Below are 18,850 nucleotides of genomic sequence, written 5' to 3' on the forward strand. Positions count from 1 at the left end.
AAACTCCAAACTAAAAACTCCAAGCTCCCAACTACCCTTTCCCTCCGCCAAATACCTTCGCTAAAATCCAGATCAGTAGCGCAACTACTACGACTACAATAATAATACCCGACCATACGCCGGCTTTAAAAATGCCTTCTACCAGCTCGCAGCTACTTAAGGTGGTACACAAAAATGCAATTAATGCTATTGGGAATATCTTTTTCATATTGATGTTGATTTTTTAATAGCAACAGCAGATAATGAATAAAGTTTTGGAGGGTTTAATAATTGATTTGCGGGTAGCGTCAAATCAATAACCGTGGCGTCAGATGTTACATCTGACGCGGTAGCTAATTCAAAGTAACAACGGTTTTGAAGGATCAGTCAGATGGTAACATCTGACTACACCGTGTGAGGTAAAAAAAATCCTCATTTCGATAGCCAGGCGACCATCGAAATAAGGATTACAAAAGATGGATAATGCTTACATGCTCCATCTTCCATTTTTTCCGGAATGGAAATTATTTTCCGTTTACCTTCAACAACTCAACCTCAAAAATTAAGGTGCTATATGGTGGAATATCTGCACCTGCTCCGCGCTCGCCGTAAGCCAGGTTGTAAGGAATATAAAATTTGTATTTCGAACCTGCAGGCATTAACTGAACACCTTCTGTCCAACCCGGAATTACACGGTTTAACGGGAAAGAAATCGGCTCACCTCTATCGTAAGAGCTGTCAAACTGTTTGCCGTTTAATAAAGTACCTTTATAATGTACCAATACCGAATCGGTAGCTGCTGGTTTAACGCCTGTGCCGGCAGTTAAAACCTCGTATTGCAAGCCACTTGCAGTAGTTTTTACGCCTTCACGTTTTTTGTTTTGTTCTAAAAATTCTTGTCCTTCTTTCATAACTGGTGCGTATTTAATTTTATTTGCTTCAATTTCTGCTTTGTTTTTAACAGCCGATGCTTTAGCTAATGCTTCATTGATGCATTGTTGCGCTTGTTGCTGATCTAAAATTACTTTTCCACCGGTAAATGCGTCTTTTAAGCCTTTTAATAGAACCTCGTAATTAAGGGTAGATAAACCGGTAGTTTTTAAACCGGCCCCGATTGAGGTTCCAAATGCATAGCTGGTAGAATCTAAAGTAGATTTTAATCCCACAACGGTTGTGGTTTTACTTACTGTGGTTGTTTTTTTTGCAACAGGTTTTTTTGCTGCAGTTTTGGTTTGTGCGTAAGAGGCAGCAGCAATACCCGAAAGGCATGCCACTAAGAAAATTCTTTTCATTGATTATTTATGTAGTAATTGTTTTTAGCAGGTAAATTGATAAACCTATTTTTAAAGCACGAAAGATACAAAAATGCTAAAACAATAAAACCCCGAATTTTCGGGGTTTTATTGCAAATATTTTGTTTGTTACTTAGAAACGCTCGTCTGCTTTGAAGAAGAAGTTTCCTTCAATTTCTGCATTCTCGTCAGAATCTGAACCGTGAACAGCATTTGCATCGATAGATTTTGCATATTTCTGACGGATAGTACCTTCTGCAGCTTCAGCAGGGTTGGTAGCACCGATTAATTTTCTGAAATCTTCAATTGCATTGTCTTTTTCTAAAATAGCTGCTACAATTGGTCCTGAAGACATGAAGCTAACTAAATCTTTGTAGAAAGGACGCTCAGCGTGTACTGCGTAAAACTGACCAGCAGTTTCTTCTGTTAGTTTAGTATATTTTAATGCAATGATTTTAAAACCTGCATTGGTAATGTCGTTGATAATAGATCCGATATGGCCGTTTGCTACTGCATCTGGCTTAATCATGGTAAAAGTTCTGTTAGTGCTCATTGTGCTTTGATATCATTTTTTTTGCAAAAATACGTTTTAATTGATGAATAATCAATAATCATTCTTTTTCAGTCGGGAATGGATATTAATTAATGTAGTACGGCTGTAAAAAGACAATTTCAGCCCGTTTTTAAAACAATGACGGGCCAAACTTAAAATCTTTCCATCCTATACTAAATTTACTTAGCTTTGCAGCGCAAAAAATATATGCTTACACTACCCGAATTAAAAACATTACTGGCTTCGCCACAGCACATTGTAATTACCACGCATCATAAACCAGATGGCGATGCAATGGGTTCATCATTGGGCCTGTATGGCTATTTGATTCAGAAAGGTCATCACGTTAAGGTAATTACGCCTACTGATTATCCTACTTTTTTACATTGGATGCCAAACAATGGTGATGTAATTATTTTTACAGAACAACAGGAAGAGGCCGCGAGGTTAGTAGCAGAAGCATCTGTTATTTTTTGTCTTGATTTTAACACCTTGAGCCGCATTAACGAACTGGGTGAGTTGGTAAGGGCTGCAAGTGCTAAAAAAATCATGATCGATCACCATTTGGAGCCTGAAGATTTCGACGATTACCGCTGTTGGGATATTAATGCCTGTGCTGCTGCGCAACTGGTGTACGAATTTATTGTAAATCAGTTACAGGATGGCGAGTTGATTAACAAAGATGTTGCCTCTTGCCTGTACACGGGAATTATGACCGATTCGGGATCGTTCCGTTTTTCGTCAGCTACAGCTGAAGTTTACCGCATTGCTGCCAACCTGATTGATTTAGGCGCCGACCAGGCGAAAATTCACGAACTGGTTTACGATAACTCAAGCGAAAACCGCCTGCGCTTTTTAGGCTATTGCCTGTCTAATAAGCTCGAAGTTTTAAGAGATTACAATACCGCCATTATTTCGGTTACCAAAGAAGAACTGGCACAATACAATAGCATTACCGGCGATACTGAAGGTGTGGTAAATTATGCGCTTTCTATTAACGGTATCCGTTTGGCTGCTCTGATTGTGGAGCGTACCGATAAAGTAAAACTATCTGTACGGTCGACAGGAGTTTTTCCTGCCAACGAGATCTGTAAAAAGTATTTTAATGGTGGTGGGCACAGAAATGCAGCCGGCGGAGCATCAGAAAAACCATTAAATGATGTAGTTTCGGAATTTAAATCGATATTAGAAGATTATAAAGAACAATTGCTGGCCGGATAGGACAGAATAAAACAATCAAAACTTAAAAAAGTCAAATTAAATTAATGAAAAAGGGAATTATTATTCTAGCTGCAGCCACTTTAGGTTTAGCTGCATGTAACAAAGAGAAAAAGGGAGCAGGAGGGTTATTGTATACCATTCACCATTCGGCTGGTAACGAAAAAATTAAAGAAGGCGATATCGTTAAAATGAACTTCATTCAGAAAAACGATAAAGATTCGGTATTGGCAAGCACATTCGACAGCGAAACTCCGGCAGTTTTCCCTGCACAGAAAAAAATGTACGCTGGTGATATGAATGATGTGTTAACTTTGTTCGGAGAGGGTGATAGCGCAACTTTTAAAGTGAATTTGGATACTATGGCTTTCCATAGCAAACAACCAAAACCTGAGCAATTCAAAAACGATAAATACATCACTTTTACTGTAAAAATCGAGAAAGTATTCAAGAAAAAAGCTGGCGAAGCTGATTCTACTTTCAACAAAAGAGCTTCAGAATTTTTCCAGGCAGATTACAAAGCAACAGCTGATAAAAAGAAAGCTGCTGAGCCTGCTAAATTAAAAGCTTATATCGACGATAATAAATTAACTACTAAAACTACTGCAAGTGGTTTACAGTACATTATCGAAAATGCAGGTAGTGCAGAAAAAGCAGCTGTTGGCGATACTGTATTAATTAATTATACTGGTAGAGTTACCAAAAAGAACAAAGATGGTAAATACAAAATCTTTGATACCAGCGATGAAAAATTAGCAAAAGCTGAAAATGAGTTTAAACCAGGTAAACCTTATGGCCCTCAAAAAATGCCTGTAGGTGGTACAATCCCTGGATTTACTGAAGGTTTACAGTTAATTGGTAAAGGTGGTAAAATCCAGTTAATTATCCCTTCTAACTTAGGTTACGGCGAGCAAGGTGCTCCACAAGTGGGTATTATGCCATTTAGCCCTATTGCTTTCGAAGTAGAAATTAAAGATATTATTAAAGGAAAACCAGCTCCGGTACAAGCTCCAATGCCTGCTCCGGTAGTTAAAAAATAATTTTTAATAACTGATTAAGAAAATCCTGCTTATTTATTTAAGCAGGATTTTTTTTGGTCGTTTTTTTGCGGTAGGAGCGAAATAAAACATTTCTACGATTTATTGAAGCTTATTATAGTCTATCTTTGTAGGGATTTATACGGATTAATGAAAATGAAAAACGGAATTATTATACTATTAGCTGCTGCTTTAGGCCTTTCGGCTTGTAACAGATTTGAAAAAGGCGAAGGCGATATGACTTACAAAATCTATAAAAGCGATGGTAAGCCAAAAATCCAGGATGGCGACTATGTAAAATTAAATGGTATACAAACAGTAGAAACCAATACTAATCCGGATTCGGTGATGGTAAATACTTACGATAATGAGCGCCCGGCATTTTTTGCGATTAGTAAATCAATGTTTAAGGGCGATTTGGCTTCTGGTTTAAAACTACTGGGTGAGGGTGATAGTGCCGTTTTTAAGCTGAATTTAGATTCGATGGAGAAATATTCGGGACAGCCGAAACCAAAAGGCTTAAAATCGAATATTGCTTCGTTTACCATTAAAATTGAGAAGGTATTGCATAAGGGAAAAGATCCGGATTCGATTTTCGATGCTAAAAAACGACTTTTCTTCGAAGCAGAATACAAGGCCCTAAACGAAAAGAACAAAGTAGTAGAACCAGCAAAAATTGCCAAATACATTGCTGATAACCAACTTAAAGTTACTACAGCTCCATCCGGACTGCAGTATGTAATTGCCGCACCGGGTAACGCAGAAAGAGCGGTTTTAACCGATACCGTATTAATCGATTATACAGGTCAGTTCACCAATAAAAAATCGAACGGAAGCATTAACGTTTTTGATACATCAGATGCTAAAACGGCAAAAGAAGCAGGTGTTTTTTCAGAAAGTGTACAATATGTGCCACGTAAATTGCCTTTAGGTCAATTGCCTCAAGGGGTAGTGCAAGGCATTCAGTTAATTGGAGTAGGAGGAAAAATTAAAATGATTTTACCATCACGCTTAGGTTTCGGCGAAAATGGTGGTGGCCCTATTAATCCGTTTACACCATTGGTTTTCGATGTAGAATTAAAAGGTATTATTAAACCCGGAATGGAACAGGTACTGAGTAAGTAAAAGCATAAATCAAATACTTAAGGCACAAAGTAGTACTACTTTGTGCTTTTTTTATGCTTGCTAAATTGTAAAACTGTAGGAGATAGTTAAATAAATGATTAAATTAGTTTAGCTAAAACTAATCATCCCGCATAGTTCGCTCATTAGTTCATGCGAAAACCTATTTAAAGTCTATCCTATCTGAGAACATAAAATTTATGGCTTTTAATAAAACGCGCTTACCCGGGTAAAAAGATGTAAACTAAATTGTAAAGCTTTGGCTAAACCATTACGGAGTAGTGCGGGTTATTAAGAGATAAATAGCTAAACTAAACTTTATGCAGAAGATTAAGGTCTTTTTGGTTGATGATACCCCTACGTTGACAAGATGCCTGGAAAAGGTACTAAACAAAGCTACCAATATCATGGTTGCAGGGAATGCCATTTTCACAGCAGCTAATCAAAAGGTTATTCAGGAAAATGTGCCTGATATTGTCATTATAAATTTAAGTAGTAACGAGAAAAGGGGGGCTGAGCTGGTGGGGATGATTACCAAAGAATTTATTGCGCTGAAAGTTATTGTGCTATCTACACACGATGATTTTAACAGCATTTCTGCCATGCTAAAATCAGGTGTTAAAGGATATTTACTGGCAGATGTAAAGCATTCTGAGTTAAATAAGGCTATTAATAAGGTAATGCAGGATGAGACTTATATTCAAAATACTGTTGCCGGTAAATTTATTAATGGCTATCAAAAAGAAAACCATGTTAAGGCCATCAATAACCTTTCGCCTCGTGAAGTAGAAATTATCAGACTGATAGCAAAAGAGCATACTTCTGCAGATATTGGGAAGATGCTTTTCATTTCAGAACATACGGTAGAAACCCATCGTAAAAATATCTGGCGTAAAGCCGGCGTTAAATCTATTGTTGGTTTGTTGAATTTTGCACGCGAACACCAGTTGATTTAAATGATAAGCCCCCAGAGTTTAAAACCATGAGGGCTACTATATTTTAGGCCTGTGCTTCTAAATATTGCGCGTAACAATAGCCTTCTTCACCATCGTTGGTTCTTACCAGCCACCATAAATCGTTACTTCTGTTTACCAGGGTAATGATTTCGCCATGCGCGGCTTTACCAACAATGGGCTGGTCGGTGCCAGGCCCCTTGCGGATATTTAAATTGCTGCTTTCTGTAACCACCTTGGCGTGGGTAACGGCAGCATCAATGGCTACATTTACATTCAGGACAAGATCGCCTGAAGTGAAATTAGGGTCAATTTGATTGTAAACTTCCCAAAGATGATCTTTAGTGGCCCCATCTGCTGCGGTACCATCAATGTATAAAATCCCATCCTGTTCCCTTACGGCTAAATCGGTAATACCTGCTGCAGTTGCTGCATCGGTTAGTGCGCTGTATTTATCTTGTAATGACATGGCTGCGGTTATTTAATGGTTAGTTTATTGTCGATCTTTTTGGGTTTTAATGCACTTAAATGCTGCATTAAGGTAATTAACGAAGCTTTTTTAAGCTCGCCTGTTAGCACGATTACACCATCCTTTACTTCGGCTTTTACCGTCGGGAAGTCTTTGGTCGCATCGGCAACATTTTTAATCAGAGCAGAATCATCTGCAATTACTACAGGAGCCGCTACGGGTTTAACGGTTAAGTTGTTGATGACAGATTTTACGCCTTTTTCTGCCTTTGCAATTTCTTCTGCTTTAGCTTTTGTGGCTTCATCATCAACTTCTCCTGTTAAGGTTACATCGCCTTTGGTAACCGCTACCGTAATGCCGGCAGCTTCTTTGGCCTGGATGGCAGCCTGAATGGCAGCATCTTTGGGTTTGCAACTGGCTAAAAATAGCGTGGCTGCAATCACCGTACTCATTAATAACTTGGTTGTTTTCATCCTTTTTGGTTTAATATTGATATGATTTAAAATTTAAAATATTTCAACTGAAATAATAATCTTATCGGCGGGATGAATTCGATTAAACTAATATATGAAATGCGTTTAATTCATTTATAAATAAAATTTAAATAAACTGTTAAATCCAGTCTTTATAGGGACTAAGGGTAAGATTGGAATTATAATATTTTTCTTCTTCGGTAACCTCGTGGCTTACCCAATCAGGGAGGCTAAAAGTTTCGGTTTCGCTTTCGAGCTCGATTTCGGCCACGATTAAACCTTCGTTCCGACCCGAAAAAACATCTACTTCCCATATTTTGTCTTCGAACACAATTTCATAACGTGTTTTTGAAAGTTCCGATTGTGAAAAATGATCCAAAAGTTCTACAGCTTCGCTAAGCGGAATTTCATACTCGTATTCCAGGCGTGTAGCACCAATGGTTTGCCCCTTTATGGTTAAAAAGCCTTTGGTTTCTGTTGCCCGTACCCTTACGGTTTTATCTTTATCGGTCAGTAAATAGCCTTGTCTAAACTGCTTTCCGGCTGGTTTAATCAGGCTATCCCATTTTTGTTGGTTGATCAGGAATTTGCGCTCTATTTCTTTACCCATTATTTAGTTCTTTTCTGTAGGTCAGCAACAGGCATGCTAATTAATCTGCCAATGGGCTGTTTACCACGGTAGGTAATTACACGTAGCATATTGGCATCTTTAGGTACCTGTAGTGCTCCGGTATATTTAGGGTAAAAACGATCGGGTGTCGAATTGTCAAAGCTATAGTAAATATCTAAGCCATCTATCTCGGGGGTTAACTCTACCATTAATTGTTTATCGGCACTGCGTTTTACCATAAAAATAGGGTCGTAAATGGCTGGTGAATATTTAATTTCGGCAAAATCCAGGCGTTTAAAATGCTGCTCTGTACGGTCAACAAAATTGGTCCAGTTTTTCTTTTCAATAGGGCTCCATACGGATTCGGAAATGGCAAAGGCACGTGGCCAAAGCATATATTCTACCTGGCGGAAGGTGAAAACCTGCTCCGTCCAAAGGTTAGCCTGGCCGCCAATAACATACTGCGCATTTACACTTGCCGGTACCGGATTAAATTGGTAAGCTTTATTTAATCTGAGCGATGCATAAACTTTAGGTTCGGTTATGGCATCGGCCTGCATGTAATCCAGGTAGGCAAAATCAGTTGGACTCATCACCACATTATGTTTATCGTTCGCAGCCTGTATGCCATATTTCATACCTCTCCAGCTCATTACAGCGGCAGTTGGCGATACACCACCTTCTAAAATCTCATCCCAGCCCATAAATTTTTTACCTTTTGCCATTACAATCTGCTCCACCCGTTTTTCGAAATAAGCCTGAACCTGCGGAATGGTTTTTAAGCCTTCTCTTTGCATCAGCTGCTTAATCTGGTCGTTCTTCTCCCAAAAATTATGCGAGGCCTCATCGCCTCCCATGTGGATGTACTCGAAAGGAAAAAGTTTGGCCACCTGGGTAATTACGGTATCTAAAAAAGTATAAACTTTTTCGTTGGCAGGACAGAGGGTATTATCTACCAGCGCAATTGGAGGGGCACCACGGCTCCAATCCATTATTTTTTCGCCCGAGCGTACTTTGTAATTCACGGCATCTGGTGTACATGAAAGCTCGGGATAAGAAGCAATGATGGCTAAACTATGGCCCGGTACATCAATTTCGGGCAGGATGTTTACAAAACGTTCCTGCGCATATTGTACCAGCTCTTTAATATCTTCCTGGGTATAAAAGCCCCCATAGGTACGGGGCTCATCTGGCGTAGGAGGAATAAAATCGCCAAAGGTTCCTGTTTTTTTAACGCTCCAGGCGCCTATTTCAGTAAGTTTAGGTAAACCTTTAATTTCGATGCGCCAGCCTTCATCATCGGCCAGGTGCAAATGCAGCAGGTTAAACTTATAGCGCACCATATCATCAATAAACTGCTTTACTTCCTGTTTGGTAAAAAAGTGACGCGCTACATCGAACATTAAGCCACGCCAGCCCAGTTTAGGGTAATCTACTACATCTACACAAGATGCCTTCCATTTAATATCTTTTACCAGTTCTTTACTTTCAATTTCGGCCGGGAAGAGTTGTAATAAAGATTGTACGCCATAGAAAATACCTGCAGGTTTATTAGCGGTAATGACTACCTGCGTAGGGTTTACGTTTAATTTGTATCCTTCAGCTCCTAGTTGGGTGTCATCCTGGGCATTCAGGATCAGTTTTATAGTAGGGTGTGTTGAGCTGGCTAAAGTGCTCACAAACTTTCCGGTAGCGGTTGTAATGCGGTCTGATAAGTAGGCAATCGACTGCTTAAGTTCGGCGCTTTTGGTTGTCTGTATAATTACATTTTCGGGTAAAGTAAAGGTTCCGGTCTTTTTCATCAACGATACAGGCTCCGGAATAATGGCGCAGGGGGTTTGAACAAGGCTACCTTCTGCGTCGCCGCTTTCAGTTTCTGAAATAATATTTTGAGCGAAAGTGCTTGCTGTAACGAAGCAGCAGGTGATAATCAGGAATAATTTTTTCATTAAATAATTAACTGCGGATTAACCGAATAAGTATTAACCTGCAATTTATTAAAAAGATTTTAATCGGAGGTGTTTGTGGGTTGAGAAATGTGTAAAGCATCCAGTTTAGTGCAGGGCAAGATGATAAGCATCTGCGTAAATCTGTTTAATCTGCGGGAAAATAAAGTGCGAAAAATTAAAATGTTGTCCCACAGATTTCGCTGATGAACGCAGAACTATATGGCGAAGATTAAATTACAAAAACCGTTTCAACCATTCCATAGCCTTTTTATCATCGGTAAACGATTTCATGGGGATGGGAGGGTTTTGAAATTTAAAGAGCAGCTTCATAATGAATTGAGCGAGACCAGGTTTCGATACCATAGCCATAGCAGTATAAATGGTAGGCAATTGTGCTGTCGAAAATTTTCGGGTTGCTTTATCCGGTACCGGTGAATTTTTGAGGTAAATTAACAGGGGTACTTTTTTGTTATGGGTGATTTCTTTTACCAGCGCTACATTGGCGGCGATATTTTCTACCGTACGTAAAATACTTTTACTGTAAGCAACCAGTATGCCTGTATCGGTAAGCAGGTAATCGGCAATTTCGCCTGCTATAAGCGAGTTGTCTATATTTTTTTCCATTCTAGCCCCTTAAATGATATCCTTTTGGTTTAGTGAATGCCCGAAGGCCCTGATGTGAAAGGGTTGCCCCAATGCCTGAATATTTCCTACCACTCCATGGAAGGGCAGCGCTTACCCTGTCGCAGCAATTCCAGTAACCCGAGCCTGCATCCAGCTGCGCGAGTATTTTTTCAGCCCGTGATTGATCAGCAGTATAAATAGCTGCGGTTAAACCATAATCGGTATCCTGCATCATTTTTAAAGCCTCGTTATCGTCTTTAACCTTCATGATGCCGATTATTGGGCCAAAGCTTTCTTCCTGCATCACCAGCATATCGTTAGTTACTTCGGTTAAAACTGTGGGCTCAAAATAATAACCTTTTCCCTGAGGGGCTTTACCGCCTGTTAGGAGTTTAGCTCCTTTGTTCAGGGCATCTTTAATCTGGTTTTCCAAAATTGCAATCTGCGCTTTTCGGGTTAATGCACCAATATATACGCCATCAGTTGTAGGTAAGCCACTTTTCCAGCTTTTTACTTCATCAACAAAGGCAGAGAGGTAGGCCTCGTAGTTTTTCTCATGCACATAAATGCGTTCAACTGAGCAGCAGCTCTGTCCGTTATTATAAAAAGCGCCATCGGCAGTGCCGATGGCAGCGGCAGCAACATCGGCCACATCTTCGGCAATGTACAGCGGATCTTTACCGCCCAGTTCGAGCTGGCAGGGTACCATTTTAGGCGCTACTTTTTCGTAAATGTATTTGCCGGTTTGGTAAGAGCCGGTAAAGAAATAGCCATTAAAATCCATTTCCAGTAAAGCTGCACCAGTTTTTTTAGCCCCCACGGCTACCTGAAAAACCTGTTCGGGTACACCGGCTTGCTTCAATAATTTTTCAATTTGAAGTCCGGTTAGTGTTGCATACTCGGATGGTTTGTACATGACGGCATTTCCGCTTAACAGGGCAGGGATAAAAACATTTACGCCCACCAGGTAAGGGTAGTTCCAGGCTGAAATATTACATACTACACCCAGTGGTTCGTATCTGATAATCTCTTTTAGTCCAGGTTCATCAACCATCACTTCATCCGAGAGGTATTTTTCAGCATGATCGAGCATCCATTTAATCCGTGCCCTTGCGCCGTTGATTTCATTGCGCGATTGCTGCAGGGGTTTACCCACCTCGCTGGTTAATACCGAAGCCAGTTCTTCCATATCCTCAGCCAATAAATCGCTAAACCTGGCGATAACCAAAATCCTTTCGGCAAGGGATTTACCGGCCCATAGTGGTTGCGCTTTTTTAAGGGCATCCAATTTGGTTTGAAGTGTTAACGGGGTATCTTCATGCAAAGTGCGTATTACTTCTTCGGTTGCGGGGTTAATGATCTGCATATTCTTTATTTTTTTACCACAGATTTTCACAGATGAACACAGATTTTAAATAGGGATTAACGTCCTCAATTAACCTAAAAATTGCTATCTGTGTTTATCGCTCTTATCTGTTAATATTTAGTTTTATCGCATTAATAAAGGCATTGTGTATATTTTTACTAAAAGGGCCTTGCTGGTCTTTTAACCTTTCGGGATGCCATTGTACAAACAGGAGAAAGGATTTTCCTTCGGGATGCATGCGCTCCATTGCCTCAACAACGCCATCTGCTGATATTGCACTGGCTACAAGACCTTTCCCGGTTCTATCGTTACTTTGGTGGTGATTGCTGTTTACCAGACCTTTATCGGTATTTACGATGCCGCTTAACCAGGATGAGGGGTTGATGGTAATTTCATGGTAGCGGTCTGATTTGTCGGGCATTTTAGCATGGTCGAATTTGCCCCAGGTAGGGATATCAGGAATCAGCGTGCCGCCAAAAAATACATTACCCACCTGTATACCCCGGCAAATACCCAGAACAGGGATGGCGTTGGCTTCGGTATAGGCCAAAACCTTAAATTCAAATTCGTCGCGGCTTTCGTCGATATCATCTTCATAGCAAAACGGATAATACTCCGGATGCTGGTAAAAACGGGGGTGTACATCTTCACCACCGGTTAATACAATACCCTGGCATTTTTTTATCTCGTCGAAATTATTGAGTTTATAACCCAGCTGAATTACTTCAACGGCTTCGTTGTACGATAAGACCCAATTGCGGTAAATATCAAATTTACTGCAATCTGTAACCCCAATTATTATTTTATCAGACATTACTATTTATTTTTTTGCCACAGATTTCACAGATAACACAGATTTGGATTGCGATTTTTTATTTATGTAATGCCGCCTTTTATCCGTGTTCATCCTCTTTATCTGTGGTTAATGATTACTTTAGAGCGCACTTAAGTATAATTGTTTAAAATCTTCGCGACTTACTGGTTTTGGATTGTTCGGGTGCGCAAAATCGGCAAAGGCTAAATCGGCAAGTGTTTCTATATGTTCATTTTTAACGCCAATATCACTTAATTTATGCGGAATATTTACTTTACTGTTTAAATCGAACAGATATTTTACAACGGCATCACCACTTTGCTCCTGAAGGTCTAAAGCAATGGCGATTTTTTTAAAACGGTCTTCAAAGCCTGCAATGTTAAACTGCATACCGTAAGGAATATTTACTGCATTGGCCAGGCCATGGTGCGTATCTAAAAGTGATGATAACGGATGTGCCAGCGAGTGCACCACCCCAAGACCCTTCTGAAAAGCAATTGCGCCCATCATCGAGGCCATTAACATTTTACTGCGACTGGCTAAATCAGGATGGTTTGTTGCCTGCACCAGCGAATCTTTAATCAATGATATTCCCTCCAAAGCAATTCCATCACACATGGGGTGAAAGTTTTTAGCCAGATAAGCCTCCATGTTGTGTGTTAGCGCATCCATGCCTGTTGCAGCGGTAATAAATGGAGGTAAATCCATGGTTAATTCCGGATCTGCAAAAACAATCTGTGCCATTAATTTAGGCGAAAACAGGATTTTTTTCTGGTGCGTTTCATCATCGGCAATAATGGCGCTCCGGCCCACTTCGCTACCTGTGCCTGATGTTGTGGGGATAGTAATAAAATGAGGCACATCGTTGGTCACATAAATATCGCCACCAATCAGGTCGTCGTATTTAAACAAATCTTCGCGGTGATTTACCCTTAACACAATGGCCCGCGCTACATCTAATGCTGCACCACCGCCTATGCCTATAATGCTGTCGCGGTTGGTAGCATCCCAAGCTTCGCAACCTTTATACACATCGCTTTTAACTGGATTTTTATGGATATCGCTAAATACTTCTACGGCTATGTTTTTTGAGCTTAGATCTGCAATAATGCCCTTAAAAAAAGGAAGCTGTGCTATAGTTGGGTCGGTAACAATTAAAGGGGCTTTTAAATTGTTTTTAGCCAGATAGGCCGGCAATTCTTTTACAGCACCTGCACCAAACCGAATGGCAGTAGGGAAGTTAAACTGATGGATCTTATCGAATATCATGGTGTTGTTTTTATTTTGTTGTTCATTAGTTCACGTCATGCTGAATTAATTTCAGCATCTCTTCTTTTGGCAAGACGCATCATTAAATAATTTCTAAATACCTTTTCAGTTCCCAATCGGTTACCACTTTGGCATATTGTTTACATTCCCACTCGCGGGTCATGCTAAAATGGGCAACAAAATCGGCTCCCAATAGGGTTTTGGCTAGCTCAGAATTTTTCATCTTTTGGGTAGCTTCGAATAAGTTGCGGGACAAGGTACCGTTTGATAAATCGGTATAACCATTCCCTTTGGTGGCAGGCTGCTCCAGTTTGAGTTTATTTTTAACCCCATAAAGCCCTGCAGCCAAACAGGCCGCAACTGCGAGGTAAGGATTGGTATCCGAGCCTACAATCCGTGTTTCTAAACGGGTAGCTTTTTTGCTGCCAGGTAAGGCGCGCAGTGCAGTGGTGCGGTTGTCTATTCCCCAGGTGAGGGTAGTAGGCGCCCAGGCACCTTCAACCAAACGTTTATAGCTGTTAATGGTTGGCGCAATCATAGGTAAAATATGCGGCAGGCAATGCAATTGACCAGCAATGTAACTTTTCATCGTTCCGCTTATTTTATCGGCATCTTTTTCATCGTAGAACAGATTGTTTTGATGCTGATTATCCCACAAACTCTGGTGTACATGACCGCTGCAACCGGGCAGGCTTTCGTTAATTTTGGCCATAAAAGTAGCCAGAATACCATGTTTATAAGCAATTTCCTTAACGGCGGTTTTAAACAAAATAGCCTGATCTGCAGCTTGCAGGGCATCGGCATATTTAATGGCGGCCTCATAAACTCCGGGGCCGGTTTCGGTATGCAGTCCTTCAATAGGAATATCGAATTTGTTCAGTAATTCGAACAGATCGCTCATGAATTCATTTTTATAAGTACTGCGCAGAATAGAATAGCCAAACATTCCCGGACTTAATGGCTTTAAATTACTGAAGCTTTTTTCGTGTGCCGTTTCTGGGGTTTCGGCAAAATTAAACCACTCAAATTCTTGTGCAAAATTGGGCGAGTAACCTTCGTTTTCACACTCGGAGATGATTTTTTTTAGCAGCTGCCGGGGGCAAACCGAATTGGGTTGGTCGTGCTCATCAATAAAATCGCCCAGAAAGAAGGGTACATCATTTTCCCAGGGGATTTTTCGAAAGGTATTCAGGTCTATTTTAACCTGGGCATCAGGATAGCCAGTATGCCAGCCGGTGTATTGTCCGTCTTCGTAAGCCAGATCTGCCGCATCCCAGCCAAAGGTAACATCGCAAAAACCCAAACGGCCTTCAACCAATGAAGCAAATTTTTCAGTAGCTACGTACTTGCCTCGTAAAATGCCATCGATATCGGCAACGGCTAATTTTACTTTACCAGAGGGATGGTTTTTAACATAATCCAGAATTTCTTTGCTTGTACTCATGCATTAACCTTTTTAAAAAGTTTGTATAAAAGAAAGATGCCTAAAATAATGCCCGAATAAATTAATCCTAATTTAAGATTATAAATCAGCATTGCGATAAAAGAAACACACGAAATAAACAATGCAACGATCGGAAATAGCGGGTAAACCGGGGTTTTAAAAGGGCGTGGCATTTCTGGCTTACTTTTCCTCAGTACCATGACTGAAATCATCGAAATGATATAAAGGGTTAAAGCCCCGAATACCGAAATGATGATAATTTCGGCAGTTTTGCCTGATAGGAGGGCTATAATTCCAATAACCATGTTGCCAATCAGGGCGTTTGCAGGGGTTTGGAATTTGGGCGAAATTTTACCCAAAATAGCGGGTATACTTTTTACCCTGCCCATTTCGTAAGTAGAGCGGCCAGCGGCCAGCACCAATCCGTGAAAAGAAGCCACCAGACCAAATAAACCGACCGTAATTAACAAGTGGTACATGAGGTGGTTGCTCCCGGTGATCATCGACAGGGCGAGAGGGAGAGGAGAATCGGAAGTTTCGCCAGATTTTCCATTTTTATACACAATGGCTTCCCAACCACCTATACCAACGGTTGAAATGAAAACGAGTATGCATAAAACCACCAGGGTAAATATTCCCCAGCCAAAACCTTTGCTGATATCGCGTTGTGGGTTTTTGGTTTCTTCGGCCACATTGGCTACGCCCTCAATGCCCAGAAAAAACCAGATGGCGAAAGGAATGGCTGCAAATACACCACTCCAGCCGTTGGGGAAATTATTGTGAATAAGGTTTGCTGACTGGAATTTGGGTAAAGTAATCCCTGAAAACAAAAGCAGCTCGCCCACAGCAAGCACGGTAACAATAACCTCGAACGAAGCTGCGGCTTTAACGCCATATACATTTAAAGCCGTAAAAATAAAGTAGATGGCAATCGCTGAGGTAAGTATGGGCACTTGTGGGAAGAAAGCATTAAAGTAGGCGCCAATGGCAAAAGCGATGGCCGGTGGGGCAAATATAAACTCAACCATCTGCGCAATGCCGGCAATAAAGCCCATGTTTTGGCCTAAAGCGGTATTGGCGTAATCGAAAACGCCGCCCGCTTTTGGGATGGCACAAGCCAGCTCGGCATAACTGAAACTAAAGGTAACATACATTACCATGATCGCTACTGTGGCAATGGCCATGCCTAGGGTTCCTCCTTTTTCGAGGCCTAAGTTCCAGCCGAAATACATACCCGAAATAACATACCCTACACCCAGCCCCCATAGCATAAATGGGGTGAGTGTTTTTTTTAAGCCTGTACTTTGCTCCATAAGTGCCTGTCCTGTTAATTTGGTTTACATTAATTTGCTCAAAAATGATAAAACTACTGGCCTCGGTATCTGCTGTTTAAATTAGTGATTTTTTTATTCTTATCTTATAAATTAATGGCGCTTAGGTTTATACGTTTTTTAATCAATATTCGGTTGATGGATGAAAAGTACCATATAGGTTGAGGATCATTTGATTAGTTCGCGTGATGTGTAGAAGAGCGATTGTTTGGAAATAAAAAAAAGCCAGTAGTTTTGCTACTGGCTTAATCTGCTATTCCGTATCCCGGTTTTTATTTGCAATCTGGCTATCCCGCGTGTTCTTCTGCACCGTTATGGCACCAAAAATGGCGAGTAGAAAAGCAAAGGCATAAAAACCTTTTTCGCTCGGTAGAAGCGTGGCGTTCCACAAACCTATTACCAGTAAGGTAATGGTTAAGAGTGTCGAAAACCAGCTTAATCCATAATAAATTTCTGTAACCGGAATGCCTTCCAGTTTATCGCGAACAGCTTTTTGTAAAGATATTACAGCAAAAAGGCCAAACATCAATACGGTAAAATAATATCCTTTTTCGTTTAGGAGCATATCAGAACGCCACAAGCCTACAATAAAGCCGATCATTCCGATACCTAATGCAATCCAGGCGGCTGCCACAAATGCATTTGATGGTTTTTGATTCATTGTTTTAGAGTTAATTTAATTTTTTAGAAAACGTTAAAGCTTAGCAAAAGGTATAAAAATAGCAATATTAGTTTGGCCTGGGCTAAATACTTTCATTAAATCGGTTGATGGGGAGCCAATAGCAATTTTTAGCTAAAAATATTATATTAGTAATATGCTTACATTGCTTACTTCGGCGCAAATGCGCCATGCCGATCAGTTTACCATAGTTAATAAGCCCATTGCATCCATCGATTTGATGGAGAAAGCTGCACGCGCATTTGTGCAATGTTTTATCAGAGATGAATTTGATGCCAGCAAGAGCATTGCAATTTTTTGCGGAAAAGGTAACAACGGAGGCGACGGACTTGCGATAGCGCATTTGCTTTTGGTTAACGGCTACGAGAACGTGAAAGTTTACATCGTAAATTTTAGTACCAAACAAACTGATGATTTTGCCATTAACCTGCAACGGCTGGATGAATCGCGCTGTAAAAAAGCCATCATAAACCAGCCTGCTGATTTAAAACACATTAAAACCGATTTAATTATTGATGCGGTTTTAGGTTCGGGTTTAAATAAACCTTTAACCGGCGATTATGCAGAACTGGCACATGCCATTAATAAGTTAAATAAAAAAGTATATGCAGTTGATGTACCAACAGGTTTTTTTGCTGAGGGAAGTTTAACCAGCAATTATAATGGTGTAAAGGCTTATAAAACAATCTGTTTTCAACGGCCAAAAATTAATTTTTTCTTCCCGGAATCGGCTCTGGCAACCGAAAAATATGAAGTAGCAAATATTGAACTGGATGAAGATTTTATCCAAAAACAGGATACTGACTTTTACCTCACCGAAGAGAAAGACATTCAAAAAATACTTAAAAAACGTAAGCTTTTTAGTCATAAAGGCACCTATGGCCACGCGCTCATTATAGCGGGCAATACCAATACCATGGGGGCAGCTTTACTGGCATCGATGGCTTGTTTACACACAGGCGCCGGATTAACCACGGCCTGTATTCCGGAAAGTGGGCTAACGGCGCTCAATACCGCTTTACCTGAGGTGATGGCTTTGCCCAGGGCAGAATATATGCGCATAGAGCACCCCGCAAAATACCAGACGATAGCTATAGGCCCCGGCTTAGGCATAGATGCTGAAAATGAAAGACTTTTAGAAAGTCTGATTATGGCCAATCGCGAATTGGTAATAGATGCAGATGCACTGAATATTTTAGCCGAGCGGCCAGATCTGATAAAAAAACTACCAAAGCATTCGATCCTTACCCCGCATGTAAAAGAGTTCGATCGTTTATTTGGCGAGCATGATACCTGGTGGGATCGTGTGCAGACTGCCAAAACGCAAGCCCACCAACTTCAAATTGTAATTGTGCTTAAAAACCAATACACCTTTGTTTGCCTGCCTGATGGAAAGGTTTACATTAACCCAACAGGAAACCCGGCCATGGCACAGGGTGGTATGGGCGATGTTTTAACAGGGATTATTTCGGGTTTGGTAGCACAAAATTATCCGGCGGCTGATGCTGCCATTGCAGGCTGTTATATTCATGGTCAAACGGGAGATGAGCTGGCAAAGGAACAACACGTGGTTACCGCGTCTCAACTTGCTTTAAATATTGCAAAGGAAATTAAAGTATTGACTACCAGATAGTTTTTTGAAGTCTTTGATCGGTAAAGGCCAATTGG

General features: G+C 40.6%; 19 protein-coding genes. 5 read left to right on the forward strand and 14 right to left on the reverse strand.

Going from position 1 to position 18,850, the window contains the following annotated elements; all coding sequences use genetic code 11:
- Positions 1–31: 31 nt before the first annotated feature.
- The 3 genes from OC25_RS27680 to OC25_RS19285 all read right to left on the reverse strand — a co-directional run bounded on the left by OC25_RS27680 (position 32) and on the right by OC25_RS19285 (position 1,824).
- Positions 32–208, reverse strand: a complete 177-nt coding sequence (locus tag OC25_RS27680; RefSeq protein WP_208599718.1) for a hypothetical protein — start codon at positions 206–208, stop codon at positions 32–34.
- Between the two features lie 295 nt (positions 209–503).
- Positions 504–1,271, reverse strand: coding sequence for a BamJ family beta-barrel-assembly machinery protein (gene bamJ, locus OC25_RS19280; RefSeq protein ID WP_039479464.1), 768 nt, complete (start codon positions 1,269–1,271; stop codon positions 504–506).
- 133 nt (positions 1,272–1,404) lie between these two features.
- A complete protein-coding gene (locus tag OC25_RS19285) occupies positions 1,405–1,824 on the reverse strand; it encodes a nucleoside-diphosphate kinase (protein ID WP_039479466.1) in 420 nt (139 codons plus the stop codon).
- 207 nt (positions 1,825–2,031) lie between these two features.
- On the opposite strand from OC25_RS19285, the gene OC25_RS19290 reads away from it, so the two are divergent.
- From OC25_RS19290 to OC25_RS19305, 4 genes are all read left to right on the forward strand, one after another.
- The gene (locus OC25_RS19290) at positions 2,032–3,045 is read left to right on the forward strand and encodes a DHH family phosphoesterase (RefSeq protein ID WP_039479468.1); all 1,014 of its coding nucleotides are present in this window, start codon (positions 2,032–2,034) and stop codon (positions 3,043–3,045) included.
- A 44-nt stretch (positions 3,046–3,089) separates the two neighbouring features.
- A complete protein-coding gene (locus tag OC25_RS19295) occupies positions 3,090–4,082 on the forward strand; it encodes an FKBP-type peptidyl-prolyl cis-trans isomerase (protein ID WP_039479470.1) in 993 nt (330 codons plus the stop codon).
- Between the two features lie 153 nt (positions 4,083–4,235).
- Positions 4,236–5,204, forward strand: coding sequence for an FKBP-type peptidyl-prolyl cis-trans isomerase (locus OC25_RS19300; protein WP_039479581.1), 969 nt, complete (start codon positions 4,236–4,238; stop codon positions 5,202–5,204).
- Between the two features lie 317 nt (positions 5,205–5,521).
- A complete protein-coding gene (locus OC25_RS19305) occupies positions 5,522–6,157 on the forward strand; it encodes a LuxR C-terminal-related transcriptional regulator (protein ID WP_039479472.1) in 636 nt (211 codons plus the stop codon).
- Between the two features lie 43 nt (positions 6,158–6,200).
- Here OC25_RS19305 and OC25_RS19310 read toward each other — a convergent pair whose 3' ends face one another.
- The 11 genes from OC25_RS19310 to yiaA form a co-directional block, all read right to left on the reverse strand.
- Positions 6,201–6,623 (reverse strand): SH3 domain-containing protein, encoded by a 423-nt coding sequence (locus OC25_RS19310; RefSeq protein ID WP_039479475.1) that lies wholly within the window; start codon positions 6,621–6,623, stop codon positions 6,201–6,203.
- Positions 6,624–6,631: 8 nt separating this feature from the next.
- Positions 6,632–7,096 (reverse strand): BON domain-containing protein, encoded by a 465-nt coding sequence (locus OC25_RS19315; protein ID WP_039479478.1) that lies wholly within the window; start codon positions 7,094–7,096, stop codon positions 6,632–6,634.
- Between the two features lie 139 nt (positions 7,097–7,235).
- Positions 7,236–7,706 (reverse strand): CYTH domain-containing protein, encoded by a 471-nt coding sequence (locus OC25_RS19320; protein WP_039479480.1) that lies wholly within the window; start codon positions 7,704–7,706, stop codon positions 7,236–7,238.
- Positions 7,706–9,655: a beta-N-acetylhexosaminidase gene (locus OC25_RS19325; protein ID WP_039479481.1), complete on the reverse strand. Its 1,950-nt coding sequence runs from the start codon at positions 9,653–9,655 to the stop codon at positions 7,706–7,708. Before OC25_RS19325 ends, OC25_RS19320 begins: the two co-directional genes overlap by 1 nt.
- A gap of 234 nt (positions 9,656–9,889) precedes the next feature.
- Positions 9,890–10,279 carry a DUF7793 family protein gene (locus OC25_RS19330; protein ID WP_039479482.1) on the reverse strand — a complete coding sequence of 130 codons (390 nt, stop codon included), beginning with the start codon at positions 10,277–10,279 and terminating at the stop codon, positions 9,890–9,892.
- A 1-nt stretch (position 10,280) separates the two neighbouring features.
- On the reverse strand, positions 10,281–11,645 hold the full coding sequence (locus OC25_RS19335; RefSeq protein ID WP_039479584.1) for an aldehyde dehydrogenase family protein: 1,365 nt from the start codon (positions 11,643–11,645) through the stop codon (positions 10,281–10,283).
- A gap of 103 nt (positions 11,646–11,748) precedes the next feature.
- Positions 11,749–12,459 (reverse strand): gamma-glutamyl-gamma-aminobutyrate hydrolase family protein, encoded by a 711-nt coding sequence (locus OC25_RS19340; RefSeq protein WP_039479484.1) that lies wholly within the window; start codon positions 12,457–12,459, stop codon positions 11,749–11,751.
- A gap of 120 nt (positions 12,460–12,579) precedes the next feature.
- Entirely contained in the window at positions 12,580–13,728 is a 1,149-nt protein-coding gene (locus OC25_RS19345) for an iron-containing alcohol dehydrogenase (protein WP_039479485.1), read from the reverse strand.
- Positions 13,729–13,810: 82 nt separating this feature from the next.
- A complete protein-coding gene (locus OC25_RS19350; protein WP_039479487.1) occupies positions 13,811–15,172 on the reverse strand; it encodes a glutamine synthetase family protein in 1,362 nt (453 codons plus the stop codon).
- Positions 15,169–16,485, reverse strand: coding sequence for an ethanolamine permease (gene eat / locus OC25_RS19355; protein WP_039479489.1), 1,317 nt, complete (start codon positions 16,483–16,485; stop codon positions 15,169–15,171). The genes OC25_RS19350 and eat overlap by 4 nt, the downstream gene beginning before the upstream one ends.
- Positions 16,486–16,756: 271 nt before the next feature.
- On the reverse strand, positions 16,757–17,164 hold the full coding sequence (yiaA, locus tag OC25_RS19360; RefSeq protein ID WP_039479492.1) for an inner membrane protein YiaA: 408 nt from the start codon (positions 17,162–17,164) through the stop codon (positions 16,757–16,759).
- A 154-nt stretch (positions 17,165–17,318) separates the two neighbouring features.
- Between yiaA and OC25_RS19365 the strand changes: the two genes are divergently transcribed.
- Complete coding sequence (locus OC25_RS19365) at positions 17,319–18,815, forward strand: bifunctional ADP-dependent NAD(P)H-hydrate dehydratase/NAD(P)H-hydrate epimerase (protein WP_039479493.1); 1,497 nt, start codon at positions 17,319–17,321, stop codon at positions 18,813–18,815.
- The last annotated feature ends 35 nt before the right edge of the window (positions 18,816–18,850 follow it).

The sequence above is a fragment of the Pedobacter kyungheensis genome (assembly GCF_000812965.1).
In the GTDB taxonomy this organism is placed as follows: domain Bacteria; phylum Bacteroidota; class Bacteroidia; order Sphingobacteriales; family Sphingobacteriaceae; genus Pedobacter; species Pedobacter kyungheensis.

Excerpts from the sequence above, each read along its gene's own strand:
- OC25_RS19295 (WP_039479470.1), top strand. The coding sequence starts at position 3,090 with ATGAAAAAGGGAATTATTATTCTAGCTGCAGCCACTTTAGGTTTAGCT.
- OC25_RS19330 (WP_039479482.1), bottom strand. The coding sequence starts at position 10,279 with ATGGAAAAAAATATAGACAACTCGCTTATAGCAGGCGAAATTGCCGAT.
- OC25_RS19310 (WP_039479475.1), bottom strand. The coding sequence starts at position 6,623 with ATGTCATTACAAGATAAATACAGCGCACTAACCGATGCAGCAACTGCA.
- OC25_RS19315 (WP_039479478.1), bottom strand. The coding sequence starts at position 7,096 with ATGAAAACAACCAAGTTATTAATGAGTACGGTGATTGCAGCCACGCTA.
- eat (WP_039479489.1), bottom strand. The coding sequence starts at position 16,485 with ATGGAGCAAAGTACAGGCTTAAAAAAAACACTCACCCCATTTATGCTA.
- OC25_RS19300 (WP_039479581.1), top strand. The coding sequence starts at position 4,236 with ATGAAAAACGGAATTATTATACTATTAGCTGCTGCTTTAGGCCTTTCG.
- OC25_RS19285 (WP_039479466.1), bottom strand. The coding sequence starts at position 1,824 with ATGAGCACTAACAGAACTTTTACCATGATTAAGCCAGATGCAGTAGCA.
- OC25_RS19365 (WP_039479493.1), top strand. The coding sequence starts at position 17,319 with ATGCTTACATTGCTTACTTCGGCGCAAATGCGCCATGCCGATCAGTTT.
- OC25_RS19305 (WP_039479472.1), top strand. The coding sequence starts at position 5,522 with ATGCAGAAGATTAAGGTCTTTTTGGTTGATGATACCCCTACGTTGACA.
- yiaA (WP_039479492.1), bottom strand. The coding sequence starts at position 17,164 with ATGAATCAAAAACCATCAAATGCATTTGTGGCAGCCGCCTGGATTGCA.
- OC25_RS19325 (WP_039479481.1), bottom strand. The coding sequence starts at position 9,655 with ATGAAAAAATTATTCCTGATTATCACCTGCTGCTTCGTTACAGCAAGC.
- bamJ (WP_039479464.1), bottom strand. The coding sequence starts at position 1,271 with ATGAAAAGAATTTTCTTAGTGGCATGCCTTTCGGGTATTGCTGCTGCC.
- OC25_RS19340 (WP_039479484.1), bottom strand. The coding sequence starts at position 12,459 with ATGTCTGATAAAATAATAATTGGGGTTACAGATTGCAGTAAATTTGAT.
- OC25_RS19350 (WP_039479487.1), bottom strand. The coding sequence starts at position 15,172 with ATGAGTACAAGCAAAGAAATTCTGGATTATGTTAAAAACCATCCCTCT.
- OC25_RS27680 (WP_208599718.1), bottom strand. The coding sequence starts at position 208 with ATGAAAAAGATATTCCCAATAGCATTAATTGCATTTTTGTGTACCACC.
- OC25_RS19290 (WP_039479468.1), top strand. The coding sequence starts at position 2,032 with ATGCTTACACTACCCGAATTAAAAACATTACTGGCTTCGCCACAGCAC.
- OC25_RS19345 (WP_039479485.1), bottom strand. The coding sequence starts at position 13,728 with ATGATATTCGATAAGATCCATCAGTTTAACTTCCCTACTGCCATTCGG.
- OC25_RS19335 (WP_039479584.1), bottom strand. The coding sequence starts at position 11,645 with ATGCAGATCATTAACCCCGCAACCGAAGAAGTAATACGCACTTTGCAT.
- OC25_RS19320 (WP_039479480.1), bottom strand. The coding sequence starts at position 7,706 with ATGGGTAAAGAAATAGAGCGCAAATTCCTGATCAACCAACAAAAATGG.